We start from the raw sequence: 16,727 nt of genomic DNA, 5'->3' as shown, positions 1-16,727 counted from the left end.
TTATAATGTTTACTTGGAAATGATGAACAAGATAAAAGTTTCAATTTGTTTAACTACATTTAATCGCAGTGAACTTCTCGAAAAGACAATCACTAATGTTATTAATCAATCATATACAGATTTAGAATTGATAGTTATCGATGATTGTTCAGTATCTGAGCACCAGAGTGCCATTTTATCGCTACCCAAACGTATTTTGGATCCGCGAGTGATTTTTATTTTTAATCAAGTGAATCATGGTCTAGCGCATAATCGTAATCTGGCAATAAACCATGCTTCAGGTGATTATTTCACTTTCAAGGATGATGATGATGAATGGGACCGGAACTTTCTGCTTGAGATGGTTGATACCGTAGTATCCTCAGACGAACCACCCGAAGTGGTATTAACTGGTTACAAAAGTAAAAATCGGGATATTTCCTTTAATTTTAAAGAGCGCACAACTACTCTATATGATTGTTTCTTGCTCGGTTATACCCCACCTGTAGGCGGCCAGTTTTATAATCTACCGTTGCTCAAATCTGTCAATGGTTATACCGATGTCAAAACCGGTGTTGACCACGACCTTTGGATAAATATAGTGGCTAGTAAACCCCACACAAAAGTTGTATTTATCGCTAGCTCACTTGTAACACCAGACGCATTTTCTTTGCCTGGAAGTGAAAAAATGACTACAAATTTTGATAAAAGGGTTATTGGTATTAATAAATCATTGGAGGTTTGGCGGGAAAAGCTAATAGTTACATTTGGAGCTGCTTTTTATCGACACTTTAGTCGACAGTATAATTCTTATTTGTGTCAGAGGTTTTTAACGTTCGCTGTTAAAAACAGAGATATTAATTTATTGTATAAAGTTATTAAGTGTGAATATTTATCCTCTCATATATTATCCTCGATAGGCGTTTTAATTCGTAATATATATTTGAGTAGATTTTTACATAAAAAAGATATATTGCCTTTATTTAGTCCATTTAGGAGAAAAAAATGAGTTTGTTAACGATTGTTACTATTGTGCGTAACGATCAAATTGGGCTTCAATTTACGCATGATTCACTGGCTATGAAACCAGATAATGTAGATTGGGTAGTTATTGATGGAGCTTCAACTGATGGCACTAAAGAGTATATAGTCAATAATTTGGACTCTATAAATTATTGGGTGTCAGAAAGAGATGGTGGAATAGCCGATGCTTTCAATAAAGGCATTTTAAATAGTAAAGGTGACTATATACTTTTTCTTAATGCAGGCGATTCTCTTAAAGAGGGTTTTTTTAAATCTTGCGAATATATAGCCAAAGAATTAGAAGGTAAAAATGGTAATATTGCTGTTGCAAAAGTTGACTTCGGCGGTCGTATAGTTGGGAGTAAAGTCACTGCAAAAATGCAGTTAAGACGTAATTATCTTCCTCATCAAGCCATGTTAATTAAGCGTTCATTATTCAGGGATGTTGGCTTGTACGATGCGGATTATAAATTAGGAATGGATTATGAGTGGAGCTTGAGATTCATTCATGATTGGCATGATTCTTTTCTTTTTTTTGATAATGTCTTAGTATATATGGATGACTCTGGCTTGAGTATATCTAATTATAAACAGACGTTTTTTGCATACCATCGAGCTAGAATGAAACATGAGATAATATCTGGCACAGAGTCATTGATGTACGCTTTATATTTTACCTCTCGTCGATGGTTATCTCTGCAATTCACTCACCTTCGAAATCTCATACGCTAGGTTTTTAGCTAAATGATATTGTGATTTTTGGTTTTTCAGTGATTTTATCTATCACCAATTTTAATGTGATTTATATTAAAAGTGTATTGCGTAGATTGGATTCCATATCATCTTTCTAAACTTATGTTTTTGTTCGTGTTGCGTGTAGTCGGGGCTGATTAAAAATGAGAAAATATTTTGAACAGAATGTAATTGTATGGTTATTCACATTAACTCTTGTTTTCTTTTTTTCATTGCTCTTTTCATATCTCGGAGATAGAGGGGATCAATTGATATACATTGATGTTTATCAATATATGAAAGGCAAAAGTTTAGTTGATAGTTATTTGTATTACTCAATGAAGCTGTCAAAAATTGAGTTCGTACATTTCTTTTTGACGTACTTAGGTAGTAATTTGGGTATTAATAAATTTGTTTATATGTCTGTTTTTAATGCCGTATTAGTTGCAGCTGGTTTAAGGTTTTTAAAAGCTTATGGTTTTTCATTTCTTCTATCCTTTTTTATATTGTTGAGTAATTATTATATATTTGTATTGATGTTTTCAGCTGAGCGGTTGAAATTCGCATTTATATTTCTTTTTTTATTCTTTTCGGTTAAAAACACCCCTAAAATCTTGTTGGTTTTATTCTTGCTTTCTATATTTTCACATGTTCAATTAATTATATTGTATGGTACTATTTTTCTACAAGATTTCTTCGCTCGTCTTATTAAAGTATTTAAAACGTTGAGAGTTAAACCGATATTTATACTCTCATGTATTTTGTTCCTGGGTTTACTTCTATTCCTTGCGCCACGGCTAGCGAAAAAAATAGTATTTTATGTCACCTACTATGGAGATAACACATTCGCTAGTATATTGAAATGGCTGGTTTTTTATGTGATTGTTTTTATATCAACCACCAAAAAGAAGTCTATATCATTTAAGTTTTTGATATTGCTTTTCCCAATTTACGTGGTTGGTGCTGAACGACTTTTAGTTTTTTGTTTATTACTATATTTCATGGAATACCGAAATCGAACAAAGTATTTTATGCTTTTTATGTATCCTTTGTTGTTATATTATTTTATTAAGTCTATATTTTTCCTCAGAAATATATACATATTCGGGGATGGTTATTAACTCGGTTTTGGCTATTTGGTTTTGTTTGTCTTTTGGGAGGTTTTCTCGGTGTTGGTTTCGGTAATAGAAAATATTGCAGATGAATATGGCGGTCCGGCCAATTCTTTGCCAAACATGTTAAATGCAATTCAAAAGGAACTTGCTATCAACTCGAAAATATATTCAATTGCAAATTCAGAGCACGAGAAGAACGAGTTTATCGAGCGTTTTTCGATTCCGTGGGTTCAGTGTCGGCAAAGCGGTATAAAAAAAATAAGCTATTCTAAAGAATTAAGAGTTAGACTGACTTCAGAATTGAAGTCGTCCGATATCTTATTCTCTAATAATCTATGGAATTACCCAGCATTTCTTGCATACAATTTGACAAGAAAAACTAATGTTCCTCACATAATATCTGTCAGAGGTGCTTTGTACCCCTGGTCATTATCACAAGGGGAGTTACGCAAGAAAATAGCTTGGGGATTATTCCAAAAAAAATCCTTCGAACAAGCCAACTTAATACATACAACTTGTGATGCAGAACTCAATGCCGTTCGTAATTTAGGTATTAAATCACCTATAGCTGTTGTCCCTCATGGTATAAATTATGATGATTATCAAGATTTGCCTGAAGGTAGTGTTGCTAGAAGGCACTTAGGCTTGACCAGTGATAAGAGGTATATACTGTTCATGTCGCGTCTACATAAAAAGAAAGGTTTAGATTTGCTTTTGGATTCTTGGGTTAAAGTAGCAAAAAATAATACAGATTGGTGTTTATTAATCGTAGGCCCCGATTATTCGAATTATGAAGAAAAAATCAAAAAGATTATAGTTGATGAAGGCATAGAGCAGAATATTAGTACTTTAGGTATGCTTACAGGATTTGATAAACTCTGTGCGTTCTCAAGCGCTGAATTTTTTGTTTTACCAAGTTTCACTGAAAACTTTGGAGTTGTTATCGGCGAGGCACTCGCGGCTGGACTTCCTACTATTACTACAACAGGAACCCCTTGGGCTGATATAGAAGTTCGAAATTGTGGGAAGCAAATTTCGTTATCCTCTGAAAATTTAGAAGAATCTTTGCGGCATATGATGGCCTTATCAAAGGAAGAATTACGAAAGATGGCCGCAAATGGTAAGTCATTAATTAGAGATAATTATACTTGGGCGGCACAAGCTTTAAAGTTCGGCCAAGCTATCGAGTTTATCGAAACGGGTAAGAGCGCACCTGGTGTCGTATACACTTAAACTTGACCCAATAATATATTTGAGGACGTAATACGGTATTATGAAAATAACGGTAATAACAGCTACTTGGAATAGTGTAGCTACCATACAAGATACATTGAAGTCTTTTCGATCTCAGTGTTATAAGAACACTGAGTATATTATTATAGATGGTAAGTCTACAGATGGAACACTGGACATTTTAAGAAATAATAAAGATATGATCGATTGTTTCGTGAGTGAAAAGGATCATGGAATATATGACGCGCTTAATAAAGGAATTGCATTAGCAACAGGTGATGTTATTGGTTTTCTACATTCTGATGATACTTTTTCACATGAATCTGTATTAAAAAACATCGCGTATACTTTGCAGAGACACAACGTAGATAGTGTTTACGGCGATTTAAATTACGTATCCCGCACTGATATTCACAATATCGTCCGTAGTTGGGTAAGTGGTGATTTTGATCGAAAGAAAATCTTAAATGGTTGGATGCCACCTCACCCAACATTTTATATGAAACGTGAATGTTATAAGCAGTATGGTAGTTTTGATTTAAATTATAGTATTGCTGCTGATTATGACTCTCTTCTCCGCTATCTTTGGAAAGAAAATGTTTCGTCAACTTATATTCCTGAAGTATTAATAAATATGCGCGTTGGTGGTGAAAGCAATCGAAGCTTAAAAAATATTTTTCTTAAATCTAGGGAAGATTATTCAGCGATGAAAAATAACTCCGTTCCTGCGATAAGAGCCATATTAGGTAAAAATCTATCTAAAATTCCTCAGTTTTTCTAATTAACAATGTACCTATTTGCAATGGTGAACTAATTCTTGATTGTAATTTAGGTAGGTTTTCCGTAAACGTCCGGCGAACACCGTCTTCAATACTTGGAACATATTAAGCACACTGGGTTTCATTCAATCCCTTGGGCGCCAATATGAATATGTTTGCAGACACAACATCTTTAAATGTGATCCTCGTGTGTGGGGTAACTGATATGCGCAAAGCCATCGAGTAACCGTTCACCGGGGAGCTATTGACTTAAGGCCGTTAGTTCAGGGAGTGCCGGATATTCCGAGCGAGTGATGACGGCGTGGACGATTTGCCTTAGCCAGTCCATAGGATTGGCCTCCAGCTTGCGGCAGCTTTTTACGATGGTGAGAAGTAACCGTTCACCGTAAGCGTTCACCGGGGGACTATTGACTGGGATACATTACAGAGTTCGCTTGCCGAAAAGCCTAAAGAATTATAAATCACCTCCTTTAGTAGTTTTTTGGTAAAAAATGCATGCTATAATCCGTCGACTTATTTTTGGAGATATACAATGGATTTTATATCTGAGGGATACAACTCAGTTTTTATATGGGCATTTGCGGTAGCTTGCTTATCTATTGTAGGATTGCGGCCAATTGCAGCCAATATCGGTTTGGTTGACCGGCCCGATGCGCGCAAAAAGCATTTAGGCGAAATACCCCTTATAGGCGGTATCGCTATATATTTTACCGTACTGATTGTCTCACAGGTTTTTTTGCCTGAATCTCAGTTAGTTAAACTATATATGATCTCGTGTTCGTTTATGGTGCTGATTGGTGGCTTAGACGATTTTTATGATGTCAGCGCTAAAGTGCGTTTGATTGCCCAATTGCTTATTGCTTCTATCTTGGTGGTAGGTGCAGGGCATGCTTTATACGACATGGGGAACCTTTTAGGTTTTGGGAATGTGCACTTAGGCATATTCGCTTTACCAGTTACTCTACTGGCGGTTGCGACAGCTATTAATGCTTTTAACATGACCGATGGCATTGATGGTCTAGTGGGCGTATTAGGTGGGGTCACCTTCGCTAGCTTATGTGTGTTGTTTTACTGGGCTAATAATGTCGATTTATTTACGATATCCGCTATTTTCGTAGCAGCACTATCTGCCTTTTTATTGTTTAATCTAGGTGGTTTGCGCCGAGTGTTTGGTAAAGTTTTCATGGGTGATGCGGGCAGCATGATGATCGGCCTTAGCGTTATTTGGCTGTTGGTATTAGGCACTCAAAACGGTGAAGCGAGCTTTCGACCTGTTACTGCTCTATGGATAATTGCCATACCCTTGATGGATATGTTTGCTGTAATGCACAGAAGGGTAAAAAAGGGCAAATCACCTTTGTCTGCCGACCGTGATCATTTGCATCATATTTTTATGCGTTTTGGTTTCTCATCTGAGAAGGCGTTGGTATCAATAGCTGCGCTTGCAATTGGCATGGCTGGTTTTGGTTTGACGGGTGAGTTTTACGATCTCCCAGAGGTACTGATGTTAGCCTTGTTCATCGGTATATTTCTTGCGTACGACTATTCGTTTATTCATGTGTGGAAAATATCCCGCTGGTTCAGAAAGTAATAAACTAAACTGTTAGGCCTTGATGAGTCTTTCATCAAGGTCGTAATATATTCACTCTCCATAATTTACCTCTAGGTTTCCATATTCAATTTCCTATAAATCTTAATTCAGACTTTGTCGCTTAGCGAGGCCTTTCTGTAGTTTGCTAGCTAACATACACTTGTTATTTAGTCAGGATCAGCCTGCTGTGTAATAGCTTTATTAACTAGAACGTTTTTATCTGTGCGTGGCCACGGACCGTTAGTATCTTTTCACTGTAAGCGATCAATATAGCACGTCTGTTTTTTTGCTCGGAGCACCGGCAAAATTTCATCATTATTCCAACGGAGCATGGTAACCGTTCACCGGGGAGCTATTGACTTAAGGCCGTTAGTTCAGGCAGTGCCGGATATTCCGAGCGAGTGATCACGGCGTGGACGATTTGCCTTAGCCAGTCCAGAGGATTGGCCCCCAGCTTGCGGCAGCTTTCTACAATGGTGAGAATGCGTTGCCGAAATTGCTCGACCCGGTGTGAGTACACGCCATAACTGCCTTTGCGCCACAGTACATAGCTGCGCAAGGAGCGCTCTGCCTCGTTGTTGGTCAGAGGAATATCCTTATCCGTCAGAAATGTCCAACAGCTTTCATCGTGTTTGAGCAATAATCCGCAGCGGTTTCGATACCGCGGGGTAACACAAGCTTCGGTGGCATGTTCCAGGGTGGCTTGCCAACGTTTGCGTAGTTTACCCATACGCTTTTGATACAAATAAGGCGATAGCTCCCCTCGCTCAAATCGGTGGCGGGTACGAAAGATAAGATGGATCAAGGTTTCTAATCGCTGCCCTATGGGTTTATTCGGCCCCCAACTATCTGCTATTGCCCCCACATTACGTAAAATATGGGCCCAGCAAAATTGCCGCTGAGATGGGGGGAGATAATGGTAGCCCGCATATTGATCGGTAACGATCACGGCTTCGGTGACGTCGCCTAATAATGCCCTGGCGGCATGTTGCGCCCGGGAGTAGTGGATCATAAAACAGGATAATTCATCGGTGCAGGCCAGCCACATCCAGCGGTTTTCGTTCTCACGCTTGTGCCGGGTTTACTCACCTCATCCCTGAGGCTCACCGTTTCACGGCACGCTGAAGCGGTTCAAATGCTTTCCCGAAGCATTTGTCGTCAGCGTGGATAACGGTAGGATCCTGGACTAGCTGTTTGATCTGTAACCGTTCACCGGGGAGCTATTGACTTAAGGCCGTTAGTTCAGGCAGTGCCGGATATTCCGAGCGAGTGATCACGGCGTGGACGATTTGCCTTAGCCAGTCCAGAGGATTGGCCCCCAGCTTGCGGCAGCTTTCTACAATGGTGAGAATGCGTTGCCGAAATTGCTCGCCCCGGTGTGAGTACACGCCATAACTGCCTTTGCGCCACAGTACATAGCTGCGCAAGGAGCGCTCTGCCTCGTTGTTGGTCAGAGGAATATCCTTATCCGTCAGAAATGTCCAACAGCTTTCATCGTGTTTGAGCAATAATCCGCAGCGGTTTCGATACCGCGGGGTAACACAAGCTTCGGTGGCATGTTCCAGGGTGGCTTGCCAACGTTTGCGTAGTTTACCCATACGCTTTTGATACAAATAAGGCGATAGCTCCCCTCGCTCAAATCGGTGGCGGGTACGAAAGATAAGATGGATCAAGGTTTCTAATCGCTGCCCTATGGGTTTATTCGGCCCCCAACTATCTGCTATTGCCCCCACATTACGTAAAATATGGGCCCAGCAAAATTGCCGCTGAGATGGGGGGAGATAATGGTAGCCCGCATATTGATCGGTAACGATCACGGCTTCGGTGACGTCGCCTAATAATGCCCTGGCGGCATGTTGCGCCCGGGAGTAGTGGATCATAAAACAGGATAATTCATCGGTGCAGGCCAGCCACATCCAGCGGTTTTCATTCTCACGCTTGTGCCGGGTTTCGTCAGCGTGGATAACGGTAGAATCCTGGACTAGCTGTTTGATCTGCTGATGAACGGGCGTGAGCATCGCGCTGACCTTGCCGTGGGCTTCAGATATGGCACCTCGGCTAAAGTACACCCCGAAGTTCTGCTGCAACTGTTGCTGGATTTGGCTGATACTCTGATGGAACTGCCCGGCCTGTATGGCGATAAAGGCCAACATGTTGGCCCCCATCTGACCATTGTTGACGGTTTCGGGCAACGTCGCCTGAACAGCCTCCCCACAGCGGCAACAGCTACCTTGATAAAGCTGGTGCTCCGTCACGTTGTAGGCTTGTTGAGGAATATCAAACACCTGATGACGATAATAAGGCGTGGCATTGGATACCACTTTCCCCCCGCATGCACATTCGCCGGGAGGATAATAGGACAGTGTCACATCCACCTCATCTACTCGCGCGCGATTGCTGCCCTTATGCCCCGGCTGGGCGCCTCGCGGTTTGCCGCTACTTTTACGCGGGCGATCTACAGCCGCTGGGCCATCGGAAGAAGGCGGGCGAGAAGAGTTGCGACTGGATTGTTTCAGCCTGTCTTCAATGTCATTGAGCCTATCCCATAACGACTGAATAAGCGCATTGGCTTGTTCAAGCGTGTCGGCTTTAGGGGCGGCTGGACGGGATTTTTTGCGTGTCATGTTGACACCATGCCACATGGGCGGGATCGCGCAATAGGATCATCGGGATCATGCAAAATAAATATTTTTACATGTCAATACCTGTCCGGTGAACGGTTACGTTTGATCTGCTGATGAACGGGCGTGAGCATCGCGCTGACCTTGCCTTGGGCTTCAGATATGGCCCCTCGGCTAAAGTACACCCCGAAGTTCTACTGCAACTGTTGCTGGATTTGGCTGATACTCTGATGGAACTGCCCGGCCTGTATGGCGATAAAGGCCAACATGTTGGCCCCCATATGACCATTGTCGACGGTTTCGGGCAACGTCGCCTGAACAGCCTTCCCACAGCGACAACAGCTACCTTGATAAAGCGGGTGCTCCGTCACGTTGTAGGCTTGTTGAGGGATATCAAACACCTGATGACGATAATAAGGCGTGGCATTGGATACCACTTTCCCCCCCGCATGCACATTCGCCGGGAGGATAATATGACAGTGTCACATCCACCTCATCTACTCGCGCGCGATTGCTGCCCTTATGCCCCGGCTGGGCGCCTCGCCGCTACTTTTACGCGGGCGATCTACAGCCGCTGGGCCATCGGAATAAGGCGGGCGAGAAGAGTTGCGACTGGATTGTTTCAGCCTGTCTTCAATGTCATTGAGCCTATCCCATAACGACTGAATAAGCGCATTGGCTTGTTCAAGCGTGTCGGCTTTAGGGGGGCTGGACGGGATTTTTTGCGTGTCATGTTGACACCATGCCACATGGGCGGGATCGCGCAATAGGATCATCGGGATCATGCAAAATAAATATTTTAATGCGATTGCCCTGGGTGAACGGTTACGCCGTAATCTGGCTGAAAGGCATTGATATATTGATGTGTTATATGAATAGATAAAAATTAAGCAAACTCAATTCAGTTGGTTTGCTTAATCTTACGGGGATTACTTATAAAACGGTGAGCGATCCTCTGTAATATTGTAAAGGCTAATGGGTCTATTTAACGCTTGGCCTCCATCTCTTGCAATGGGGATCCAAGGTAAGCGGCCGCGGCCTTTGGCTGGCGTGAGTGAAAACAGATCGAAGGGTATAGATAGGTAAAAGCCTTTTGTGAAGCTGCCTTCGCCGTATTCGACCGAACTTACATTGGTAATCGCCGCATAAGCACCTACAACTATGCCACTGTCGAAGCGTTTAGCGAAATCAATGGTTACACCTTTATCCTTGGCCAAGTACTGGCCAATATTGAAGGTTAGCTGGGTGTCTGGTAAAAATGGCGGTTGCCAGTATATATTAGCATGGCCGGTTAATACTTTGTAATCAAAAAACTCGATATCATTCTCGTAAGAACGCTGCTGCACATAGTTGATATCAAAGCCAAACGCCAGGTTGCTATCTACTGGGCGATAGAGCAATTCAGCACCCACACCACCAAACATAGTCTCAAGATAGCCACCATAGACTTGGGCATAAAGATTAGGCGCAATGCGGTCGTTCCAATGTAAAAACAGGTTTTCCATGGTTACTTCACGATTGGATACATACTCCCTAACGTTAGTGCGTACCCTGGGTAAACTGCTTGGTGCACTGTCGGTGGTGAAATTAAATTTATCGAAATTTTCAAATAGATTAACCTTGATAGCACCTGCAATACTGGTTTTACCATCGAAACTATAACCCCCATTAACTAGAACCCCTGCCTGGTATAAATAAAAATCTTCTGGATTGCCAAAGGTTTGGATCCAGAAGGTCTCGATACCGGTAAAAAAGCCGGCGGTATTTTTGGGGTGGTAGTTATCTATTGTGGTTTGACTAAGATCTTGGCGCTGATAGGTGTTAGGTAAATCAGGCTCAAGGGTTTGGTATTTAGCTTGAGTTTTAAAGGCATCAGCATCGATAATTGTTTCCACCAAAGGAATAGAGCCTACGGTATTGACTATATGATAGGTTTTTACCGATTCAGGCAACTCCGAAGCCATGATACGTCCGACTCGTTCTACCGCTTCCTCTTCATTCCGGTAGCTCGTTTGTTGCCCGTAAAGAGTGACATCTGTTTTAGTGAGATGAGATGTACTTACCGCAAAACCGGCTTGATAATATAAATCTTGAGTAAACCTAGTTCGATCTATCTGCTCCATTGAGAAATTATTTATTTTTGTAAGCGATAACGCGCGAGGTGGGCTATCAACTTTTACTTGGCTTATAGTATGTAAATTAAAATTATAATTGATACCAAAGCCAATGGTATTGCCTCGTTGATAGTTAACACTAAAATCGAAGTCATTCCAGCTGTATGCTGCACCGATATTCCAACGGCTATCTTGTGTTAATGCGCCGGCTTGGTCGTTAATATAGTTATTACCCTCATACTCGAGTTTTATGCGCAGTGGCTGCCAAGGGGTTTGGTATTCTACGCCTCCAAATACAGAAGCTGGGCCTTTGAAGAACCGCTGATAGTCAACTTTGCCGCCACGGCCGCTAAACCCTCTGGGGCGATCACAATAGCTATCGCTGAAATCACAAAACGGATTGGATGTATTGCCCGATGTGCCCAAATATCCCCAGCCCATATTCACATGAAAGTCGAAATTACCCGCTTGTTTACTTAAACCGATAAATTCACTTTCAAAAAAACCCGTGCCGCCAAAATCACGAAAACCTATGGATATCTCAGGTAGATAGTAACTTTCAGTTAATAAACGGAACTTGGCATCAATACCTTTGTCTTTGAGAGTTTGATCACCACTAAAGCCTGGGGACTTACTATAAAGGCGAGTTCGAGTATCTGTGTATCTAAAAGTAGTTTGCATCCACGGGAACAACTGCATGGTTACTGACCAAAAGCGATATTGATCGTTGTCTGTGTAGCTTACTCGTAAGTCACCGTCGGTGAGCATGCGTGCTGTGGGGGTTTGAATAAGGCCTGTGCCACCGTGCACCATTAACGAGCTACCAATGGGCGTTAAATCCCAGGTTTCTGTAGCTGCTTGTGCACCGGCTGTTGTGTTAATAGCCATCGCTGCGAAAACAATTAAATAATGATTTATGGGGATTTGTTTCTTGTTTGTCATATTTACAACACCCTGTTGACGGCGAGTTTTATTAACTGCTGATTGATTTTGCTAAGTTCAGGGATAAACAGACTCTGTTTAAAGGGCACAAAGAGTTGGCTGCCAGGCATGACTTCTTGATGCTTTTTATTCCAGTAAGCTACCGGCGCTGTGATTACTCTGCCATCGGCTTGAATAAGTATGACTATGTCTTTATCGGCCAAGTCAGTGAGAGGTAGCTTAGTTATATAATCACTAACATCGGCGTGGCCCAAATGGGCAATTTGCTGTGAGTAATTAACCGCACCCAATACCCGCACAATGTTTGAGCGTTGCGTTAAGCGCAGTAGATACCGGCCCTGGGTAAATCGTGGATTAGCAGCGGCCGTGATACGTGCCAGGTCATAATCAATTGCTATAGGTAGTCTGCGCGCTAATGTCCAGCTTGCGATATCTGTAGCAAGTTGCTCTATAGCTAATTTGAGTTGTGAGTCCTTTTGCCTTTGGTTTTCCGCCAATATCGATAACTGGTTAAGTGCCTGTTGGCGTGTATCTTCCAGCTCACTATTATCTATTTTATATAATGCAGCGGCGGGCCAATACCCGTTTTTCTGAGCCGCCAGGGGGGCTAAAACTTCAACCAAACGAGGTTCGTTTGCAAATACATATTGCTGTTGGTTAACCATCACTGTTACTTCGGCCTTAGCGTTATTGCATGCCAAGTAAGTTACTGATAACAAAAGTATCAAATATAATTTATTCATTGGTGTTTTATCCGGTGACTATTATTGATTCATGCGGGCCATACGGCTTAAGTAGGTAATTTCCAGTGGTTCCGCCAGAGGAGAAATGCGCTGGGTACTTTTGAGCAGTTCGCCGCTTTGTTTGTCGTACCAGTAATGGTTTTGCCAATGGGTATTAAGACGAATAAAGTTTGCCGGCGCTAAGTAACTTACATTTTCAACAAAATGTAAGGTGTCTATATTCAGTGTTAGTGCCTGTAACTCAATACTTTTGCCTGCAGTGAACGTTGATACTAGCGGGTAACCGTATTGGTCGCCGGTGTAATCTGCTGCGCTTTGCCATTGATTTTTTTGCATGTCAGAAGGAAGAGCTTTGAGTGGATCTGTTTCGGTATTGCCAAGATAAAGTAAATTTTCTTTTAGTCCCAAAGTACGAACAATGCGGCCCTGATCCATTATGAGCATGGCGTTGTCGCTTGAAACCCATTTATGCTGGCCATTTTCTAGGTAAGCTAACGCCATTATGACGGCAGGTCGCTCCCCGCGCTTTACTGAAATAACATCTATATCTGATTGTTGCACTTCTGAAAGCGACATCTGAGCATCTGTCGGTTCTGCAATGGCCAATCTCAGAGTTTCATAATATGAATGGTAAGTACCGCTACAACCGCTGATAAATATTAATACCACTGCGCTAAGCGTTAAGGATTTCAGATTCATTTTGGTCTATCTGTCCGGAAAAAGAAGGATTTGAAAACAGCAATACTAATAGGCTGGGAGCTTATTAGAACGCCCGCAGGTCGGCCTTTAGGTGTAGTGCAGGGAGAGCGCGTAATAAAAAAGCCGCCTAATGGCGGCTTTTCAACTAAAAGTAATATTACGCAGTGGGTGTATAAGTGAAAGTCACTGGAACAGTAACGGTGCTGGTCATAGTGCCAGTGCCAGTAACAGTAACAGTGCTAGTAGTACCAACACATACGCCGTCAACTAAAGGGTCATCGCCATTACAAGTTGGGTCACCTGGGCCTGGGTCTGGAGCTACTTTTGCGTTTCCACGGTTGTTAGCAACAACAGCACCAAGAATACCAAGGCCTACAACGCCCGCGGCAACAGTTGATTTGTCTACATCACCAAATGCTGAATCAGATGCAGCGTTACCACCGGCATTTTCTTGAGCAAAGGAGTTACCTGCGAAACATAAAGCGACTGCAGCAGCCATAAGAATTTTTTTCATAGTATTTCCCTTCAATTTAAATTAAAACGCAACTCTCGTGATTCTAATTGAATACTTTGCCAAGCTCAATAGGTGTTCGCAAATCAGCTACGAAAATGAATAATTATTCCCCATGTGCCATCCGTTGATAGTCTTACCATGAGAATTAATTTTCACCGGCAGGGTACAGCATATTTTGCTCATTGTCAGTGATAAAATGATCAGCTTGCCTGGTGCGGGGTCAGACCAAACAGTTAGGTTAAAAATCTCTTTCATCCCAGCCTTGCGTTTAGGCACTGTTTTTGCTCTTATTATCAAAATTTTGTCATATTTAGTCAGTAGTGTCTGTCAGGAATTACTTTAAGGAAGTTTAGTTAGATGAAAGTTACAGTATTTGGGATTGGTTATGTAGGGCTGGTGCAAGCCGCGGTTATGGCTGAAGTGGGCCACGATGTGGTATGTGTGGATATTGACCAGAACAGGGTTGATAGATTAAAACAAGGCCACATTCCTATTTATGAGCCGGGCCTTACACCGCTGGTAAACAGTAACTATGAAGCCGGTCGTGTTGATTTTACTACTGATGCTGCCCGCGGTGTCGAACACGGCGAAGTCATTTTTATTGCCGTAGGCACGCCGCCCGATGAAGACGGCTCAGCTGACTTAAAATACGTATTAGCTGTAGCCACAAGTATTGCTCAGCATATGCAATCACATAAAATCATCATCAACAAATCTACTGTGCCTGTGGGCACAGCAGATAAAGTGCAAGCCAAAGTGAATGAGACGCTCACTGAATTGGGCAAGGATTTAACGTTCGATGTGGTATCCAACCCGGAATTTTTAAAAGAGGGGGCGGCGGTTAATGATTGCATGCGCCCTGATCGCATTATTTTGGGTACCACCAGTGAGTCCGCCGAGAAAAAACTGCGGGAGCTTTATTCACCCTTTAATCGTAATCACGACAAAATCATCATGATGGATATTCGTAGCGCCGAGCTGACCAAATATGCCGCCAACTGTATGCTGGCTACCAAGATCAGCTTTATGAATGAAATGGCTAATCTGGCCGAGTTGTTTGGTGCCGATATCGAAAACGTACGTCGCGGCATTGGCTCTGATCCGCGTATTGGTTATCAGTTTATTTATCCCGGTTGTGGTTATGGGGGGTCTTGTTTCCCCAAAGATGTACAAGCCCTGGTTCGCAGTGCCACTGGTGTGGGTTATACCGCCCAAATCCTCGAAGCTGTTGAGGCGGTCAACTACGCCCAGAAAGAGAAACTGTTTGAATACATCATGCGCCATTTTGGCGGTGATGTGAAAGGCAAAACCGTTGCTATTTGGGGGCTGTCATTTAAACCTAATACCGATGATATGCGTGAAGCGTCGAGTCGTGTGCTGATGGAAAGCCTCTGGAAAGCCGGAGCTAAAGTGAAAGCTTATGATCCAGAAGCGATGGAAGAAACCCAACGCATTTACGGTAGCCGTGACGATCTGAGCCTGATGGGCACGAAAGAGTCAGCGCTTAATGGCGCAGATTTCCTGGTGATCTGTACGGAATGGCAGGCCTTTCGGGCCCCGGATTTTGCCTTAATAAAACAAAAACTTACTTCGCCGCTGATATTCGACGGGCGTAATTTATTCGAACCTAACATGATGCTGGAATACGGCTTGCATTACTATGCCATAGGTCGCGGACTATCAGTCAAGGAGAAATAAAATGAGTCAAGTGAAAAAGGCAGTTATCCCAGTTGCTGGATTAGGTACACGTATGCTGCCCGCCACTAAGGCGATCCCCAAAGAGATGCTGCCACTGGTCGACAAACCTCTTATTCAATATGTGGTATCCGAGTGTGTGAATGCCGGGATCAAAGAAATCATATTGGTGACCCACGCCAGTAAAAACAGCATAGAAAACCATTTTGATACTAGCTTCGAGTTAGAAGCGACGTTAGAAAAACGTGTTAAACGTCAATTATTAGAAGCGGTTCAGGCCATTTGCCCCCGTGATGTCACCATAATGCATGTTCGCCAAGGTGTAGCTAAAGGCCTTGGCCACGCTGTGCTGTGCGCTCGCCCTATGGTGGGTAATGCACCTTTTGCAGTGATATTGCCTGATGTTATTATTGATGAAGGTACGTGTAATCTTAAGAAGGACAATCTGGCAGATATGACGGCTAAGTTTAATACCAGTCAAGTCAGTCAAATCATGGTGGAAAGTGTTCCCCAGGAGGATATTAGCAAATACGGTATTGTAGACTTAGACGGCGTTAATATTTCACCTGGTGAGTCAGCGAAAATTCACGGTATGGTTGAAAAGCCAAATCTGGCCGATGCACCTTCTGATTTAGCCGTTGTAGGGCGGTACGTGTTATCTGAAAAAGTGTGGGATCTATTGGCTAAAACCCCCCCAGGCGCTGGGGATGAGATACAGTTAACGGATGCCATTGATGCGCTGATGCGTACCGAACAGGTTGATGCTTATTTTCTAAAAGGTAAAAGCCATGACTGCGGCAGCAAGCTGGGCTACATGAAAGCCAATGTTGAATATGCCATGCGTCATCCTGAAGTGGGGGCAGAATTCACCGAGTTTTTACACGAGATAGTGAAATAAATTCACTATAAGAAGGGTTAAAGCCGCTTGATATATTATCAAGCGGCTT

The 16,727-nt window shown here is 42.6% G+C and carries 12 protein-coding genes and 2 pseudogenes; 7 read left to right on the top strand and 7 right to left on the bottom strand.

The genetic code is table 11. The annotated features are described in order from the left end of the window. Window positions 1-19 precede the first annotated feature (19 nt). The 5 genes from AC3RV5_RS16990 to wecA all read left to right on the top strand — a co-directional run bounded on the left by AC3RV5_RS16990 (window position 20) and on the right by wecA (window position 6,452). A complete protein-coding gene (locus AC3RV5_RS16990) occupies window positions 20-988 on the top strand; it encodes a glycosyltransferase family 2 protein (protein WP_489728774.1) in 969 nt (322 codons plus the stop codon). After that, window positions 985-1,734: a glycosyltransferase gene (locus tag AC3RV5_RS16985; protein ID WP_489728773.1), complete on the top strand. Its 750-nt coding sequence runs from the start codon at window positions 985-987 to the stop codon at window positions 1,732-1,734. Before AC3RV5_RS16990 ends, AC3RV5_RS16985 begins: the two co-directional genes overlap by 4 nt. Window positions 1,735-2,903: 1,169 nt before the next feature. After that, a complete protein-coding gene (locus tag AC3RV5_RS16980) occupies window positions 2,904-4,082 on the top strand; it encodes a glycosyltransferase (RefSeq protein ID WP_489728772.1) in 1,179 nt (392 codons plus the stop codon). A 40-nt stretch (window positions 4,083-4,122) separates the two neighbouring features. Beyond that, window positions 4,123-4,863 carry a glycosyltransferase family 2 protein gene (locus AC3RV5_RS16975; RefSeq protein WP_489728771.1) on the top strand — a complete coding sequence of 247 codons (741 nt, stop codon included), beginning with the start codon at window positions 4,123-4,125 and terminating at the stop codon, window positions 4,861-4,863. Window positions 4,864-5,393: 530 nt separating this feature from the next. After that, window positions 5,394-6,452: a UDP-N-acetylglucosamine--undecaprenyl-phosphate N-acetylglucosaminephosphotransferase gene (wecA, locus tag AC3RV5_RS16970; protein ID WP_489728770.1), complete on the top strand. Its 1,059-nt coding sequence runs from the start codon at window positions 5,394-5,396 to the stop codon at window positions 6,450-6,452. A gap of 352 nt (window positions 6,453-6,804) precedes the next feature. On the opposite strand, the pseudogene tnpC (AC3RV5_RS16965) reads toward wecA, so the two are convergent. From tnpC (AC3RV5_RS16965) to AC3RV5_RS16935, 7 genes and pseudogenes are all read right to left on the bottom strand, one after another. Continuing rightward, window positions 6,805-7,533 (bottom strand): annotated as a pseudogene (gene tnpC / locus AC3RV5_RS16965) (IS66 family transposase); the annotation flags it as partial. 139 nt (window positions 7,534-7,672) lie between these two features. Continuing rightward, a complete protein-coding gene (tnpC, locus tag AC3RV5_RS16960; protein WP_489728769.1) occupies window positions 7,673-9,076 on the bottom strand; it encodes an IS66 family transposase in 1,404 nt (467 codons plus the stop codon). A 101-nt stretch (window positions 9,077-9,177) separates the two neighbouring features. Further along, window positions 9,178-9,849: pseudogene (locus tag AC3RV5_RS16955) on the bottom strand (DUF6444 domain-containing protein); the annotation flags it as partial. A gap of 153 nt (window positions 9,850-10,002) precedes the next feature. Then, window positions 10,003-12,075, bottom strand: coding sequence for a YjbH domain-containing protein (locus tag AC3RV5_RS16950; protein WP_489732192.1), 2,073 nt, complete (start codon window positions 12,073-12,075; stop codon window positions 10,003-10,005). A gap of 56 nt (window positions 12,076-12,131) precedes the next feature. Further along, a complete protein-coding gene (locus AC3RV5_RS16945) occupies window positions 12,132-12,872 on the bottom strand; it encodes a capsule biosynthesis GfcC family protein (protein ID WP_489728768.1) in 741 nt (246 codons plus the stop codon). A gap of 21 nt (window positions 12,873-12,893) precedes the next feature. Then, a complete protein-coding gene (locus AC3RV5_RS16940; RefSeq protein WP_489728767.1) occupies window positions 12,894-13,571 on the bottom strand; it encodes a YjbF family lipoprotein in 678 nt (225 codons plus the stop codon). A gap of 157 nt (window positions 13,572-13,728) precedes the next feature. After that, window positions 13,729-14,085: a hypothetical protein gene (locus AC3RV5_RS16935; protein ID WP_489728766.1), complete on the bottom strand. Its 357-nt coding sequence runs from the start codon at window positions 14,083-14,085 to the stop codon at window positions 13,729-13,731. 357 nt (window positions 14,086-14,442) lie between these two features. Between AC3RV5_RS16935 and AC3RV5_RS16930 the strand changes: the two genes are divergently transcribed. Then, on the top strand, window positions 14,443-15,783 hold the full coding sequence (locus AC3RV5_RS16930; RefSeq protein ID WP_489728765.1) for a UDP-glucose dehydrogenase family protein: 1,341 nt from the start codon (window positions 14,443-14,445) through the stop codon (window positions 15,781-15,783). A 1-nt stretch (window position 15,784) separates the two neighbouring features. Then, complete coding sequence (galU, locus tag AC3RV5_RS16925) at window positions 15,785-16,678, top strand: UTP--glucose-1-phosphate uridylyltransferase GalU (RefSeq protein WP_489728764.1); 894 nt, start codon at window positions 15,785-15,787, stop codon at window positions 16,676-16,678. The last annotated feature ends 49 nt before the right edge of the window (window positions 16,679-16,727 follow it).

It is taken from the genome of Paraglaciecola sp. IT1134, from assembly GCF_058068185.1.
Note: the sequence above shows the minus strand (reverse complement) of the source record. Positions and strands in the feature narration are given on the sequence as shown.

Coding starts and splice junctions, on each gene's coding strand:
- AC3RV5_RS16990 (WP_489728774.1), top strand. CDS start 20: ATGATGAACAAGATAAAAGTTTCAATTTGTTTAACTACATTTAATCGC.
- AC3RV5_RS16985 (WP_489728773.1), top strand. CDS start 985: ATGAGTTTGTTAACGATTGTTACTATTGTGCGTAACGATCAAATTGGG.
- AC3RV5_RS16975 (WP_489728771.1), top strand. CDS start 4,123: ATGAAAATAACGGTAATAACAGCTACTTGGAATAGTGTAGCTACCATA.
- wecA (WP_489728770.1), top strand. CDS start 5,394: ATGGATTTTATATCTGAGGGATACAACTCAGTTTTTATATGGGCATTT.
- tnpC (WP_489728769.1), bottom strand. CDS start 9,076: ATGACACGCAAAAAATCCCGTCCAGCCGCCCCTAAAGCCGACACGCTT.
- AC3RV5_RS16950 (WP_489732192.1), bottom strand. CDS start 12,075: ATGGCTATTAACACAACAGCCGGTGCACAAGCAGCTACAGAAACCTGG.
- AC3RV5_RS16945 (WP_489728768.1), bottom strand. CDS start 12,872: ATGAATAAATTATATTTGATACTTTTGTTATCAGTAACTTACTTGGCA.
- AC3RV5_RS16940 (WP_489728767.1), bottom strand. CDS start 13,571: ATGAATCTGAAATCCTTAACGCTTAGCGCAGTGGTATTAATATTTATC.
- AC3RV5_RS16935 (WP_489728766.1), bottom strand. CDS start 14,085: ATGAAAAAAATTCTTATGGCTGCTGCAGTCGCTTTATGTTTCGCAGGT.
- AC3RV5_RS16930 (WP_489728765.1), top strand. CDS start 14,443: ATGAAAGTTACAGTATTTGGGATTGGTTATGTAGGGCTGGTGCAAGCC.
- galU (WP_489728764.1), top strand. CDS start 15,785: ATGAGTCAAGTGAAAAAGGCAGTTATCCCAGTTGCTGGATTAGGTACA.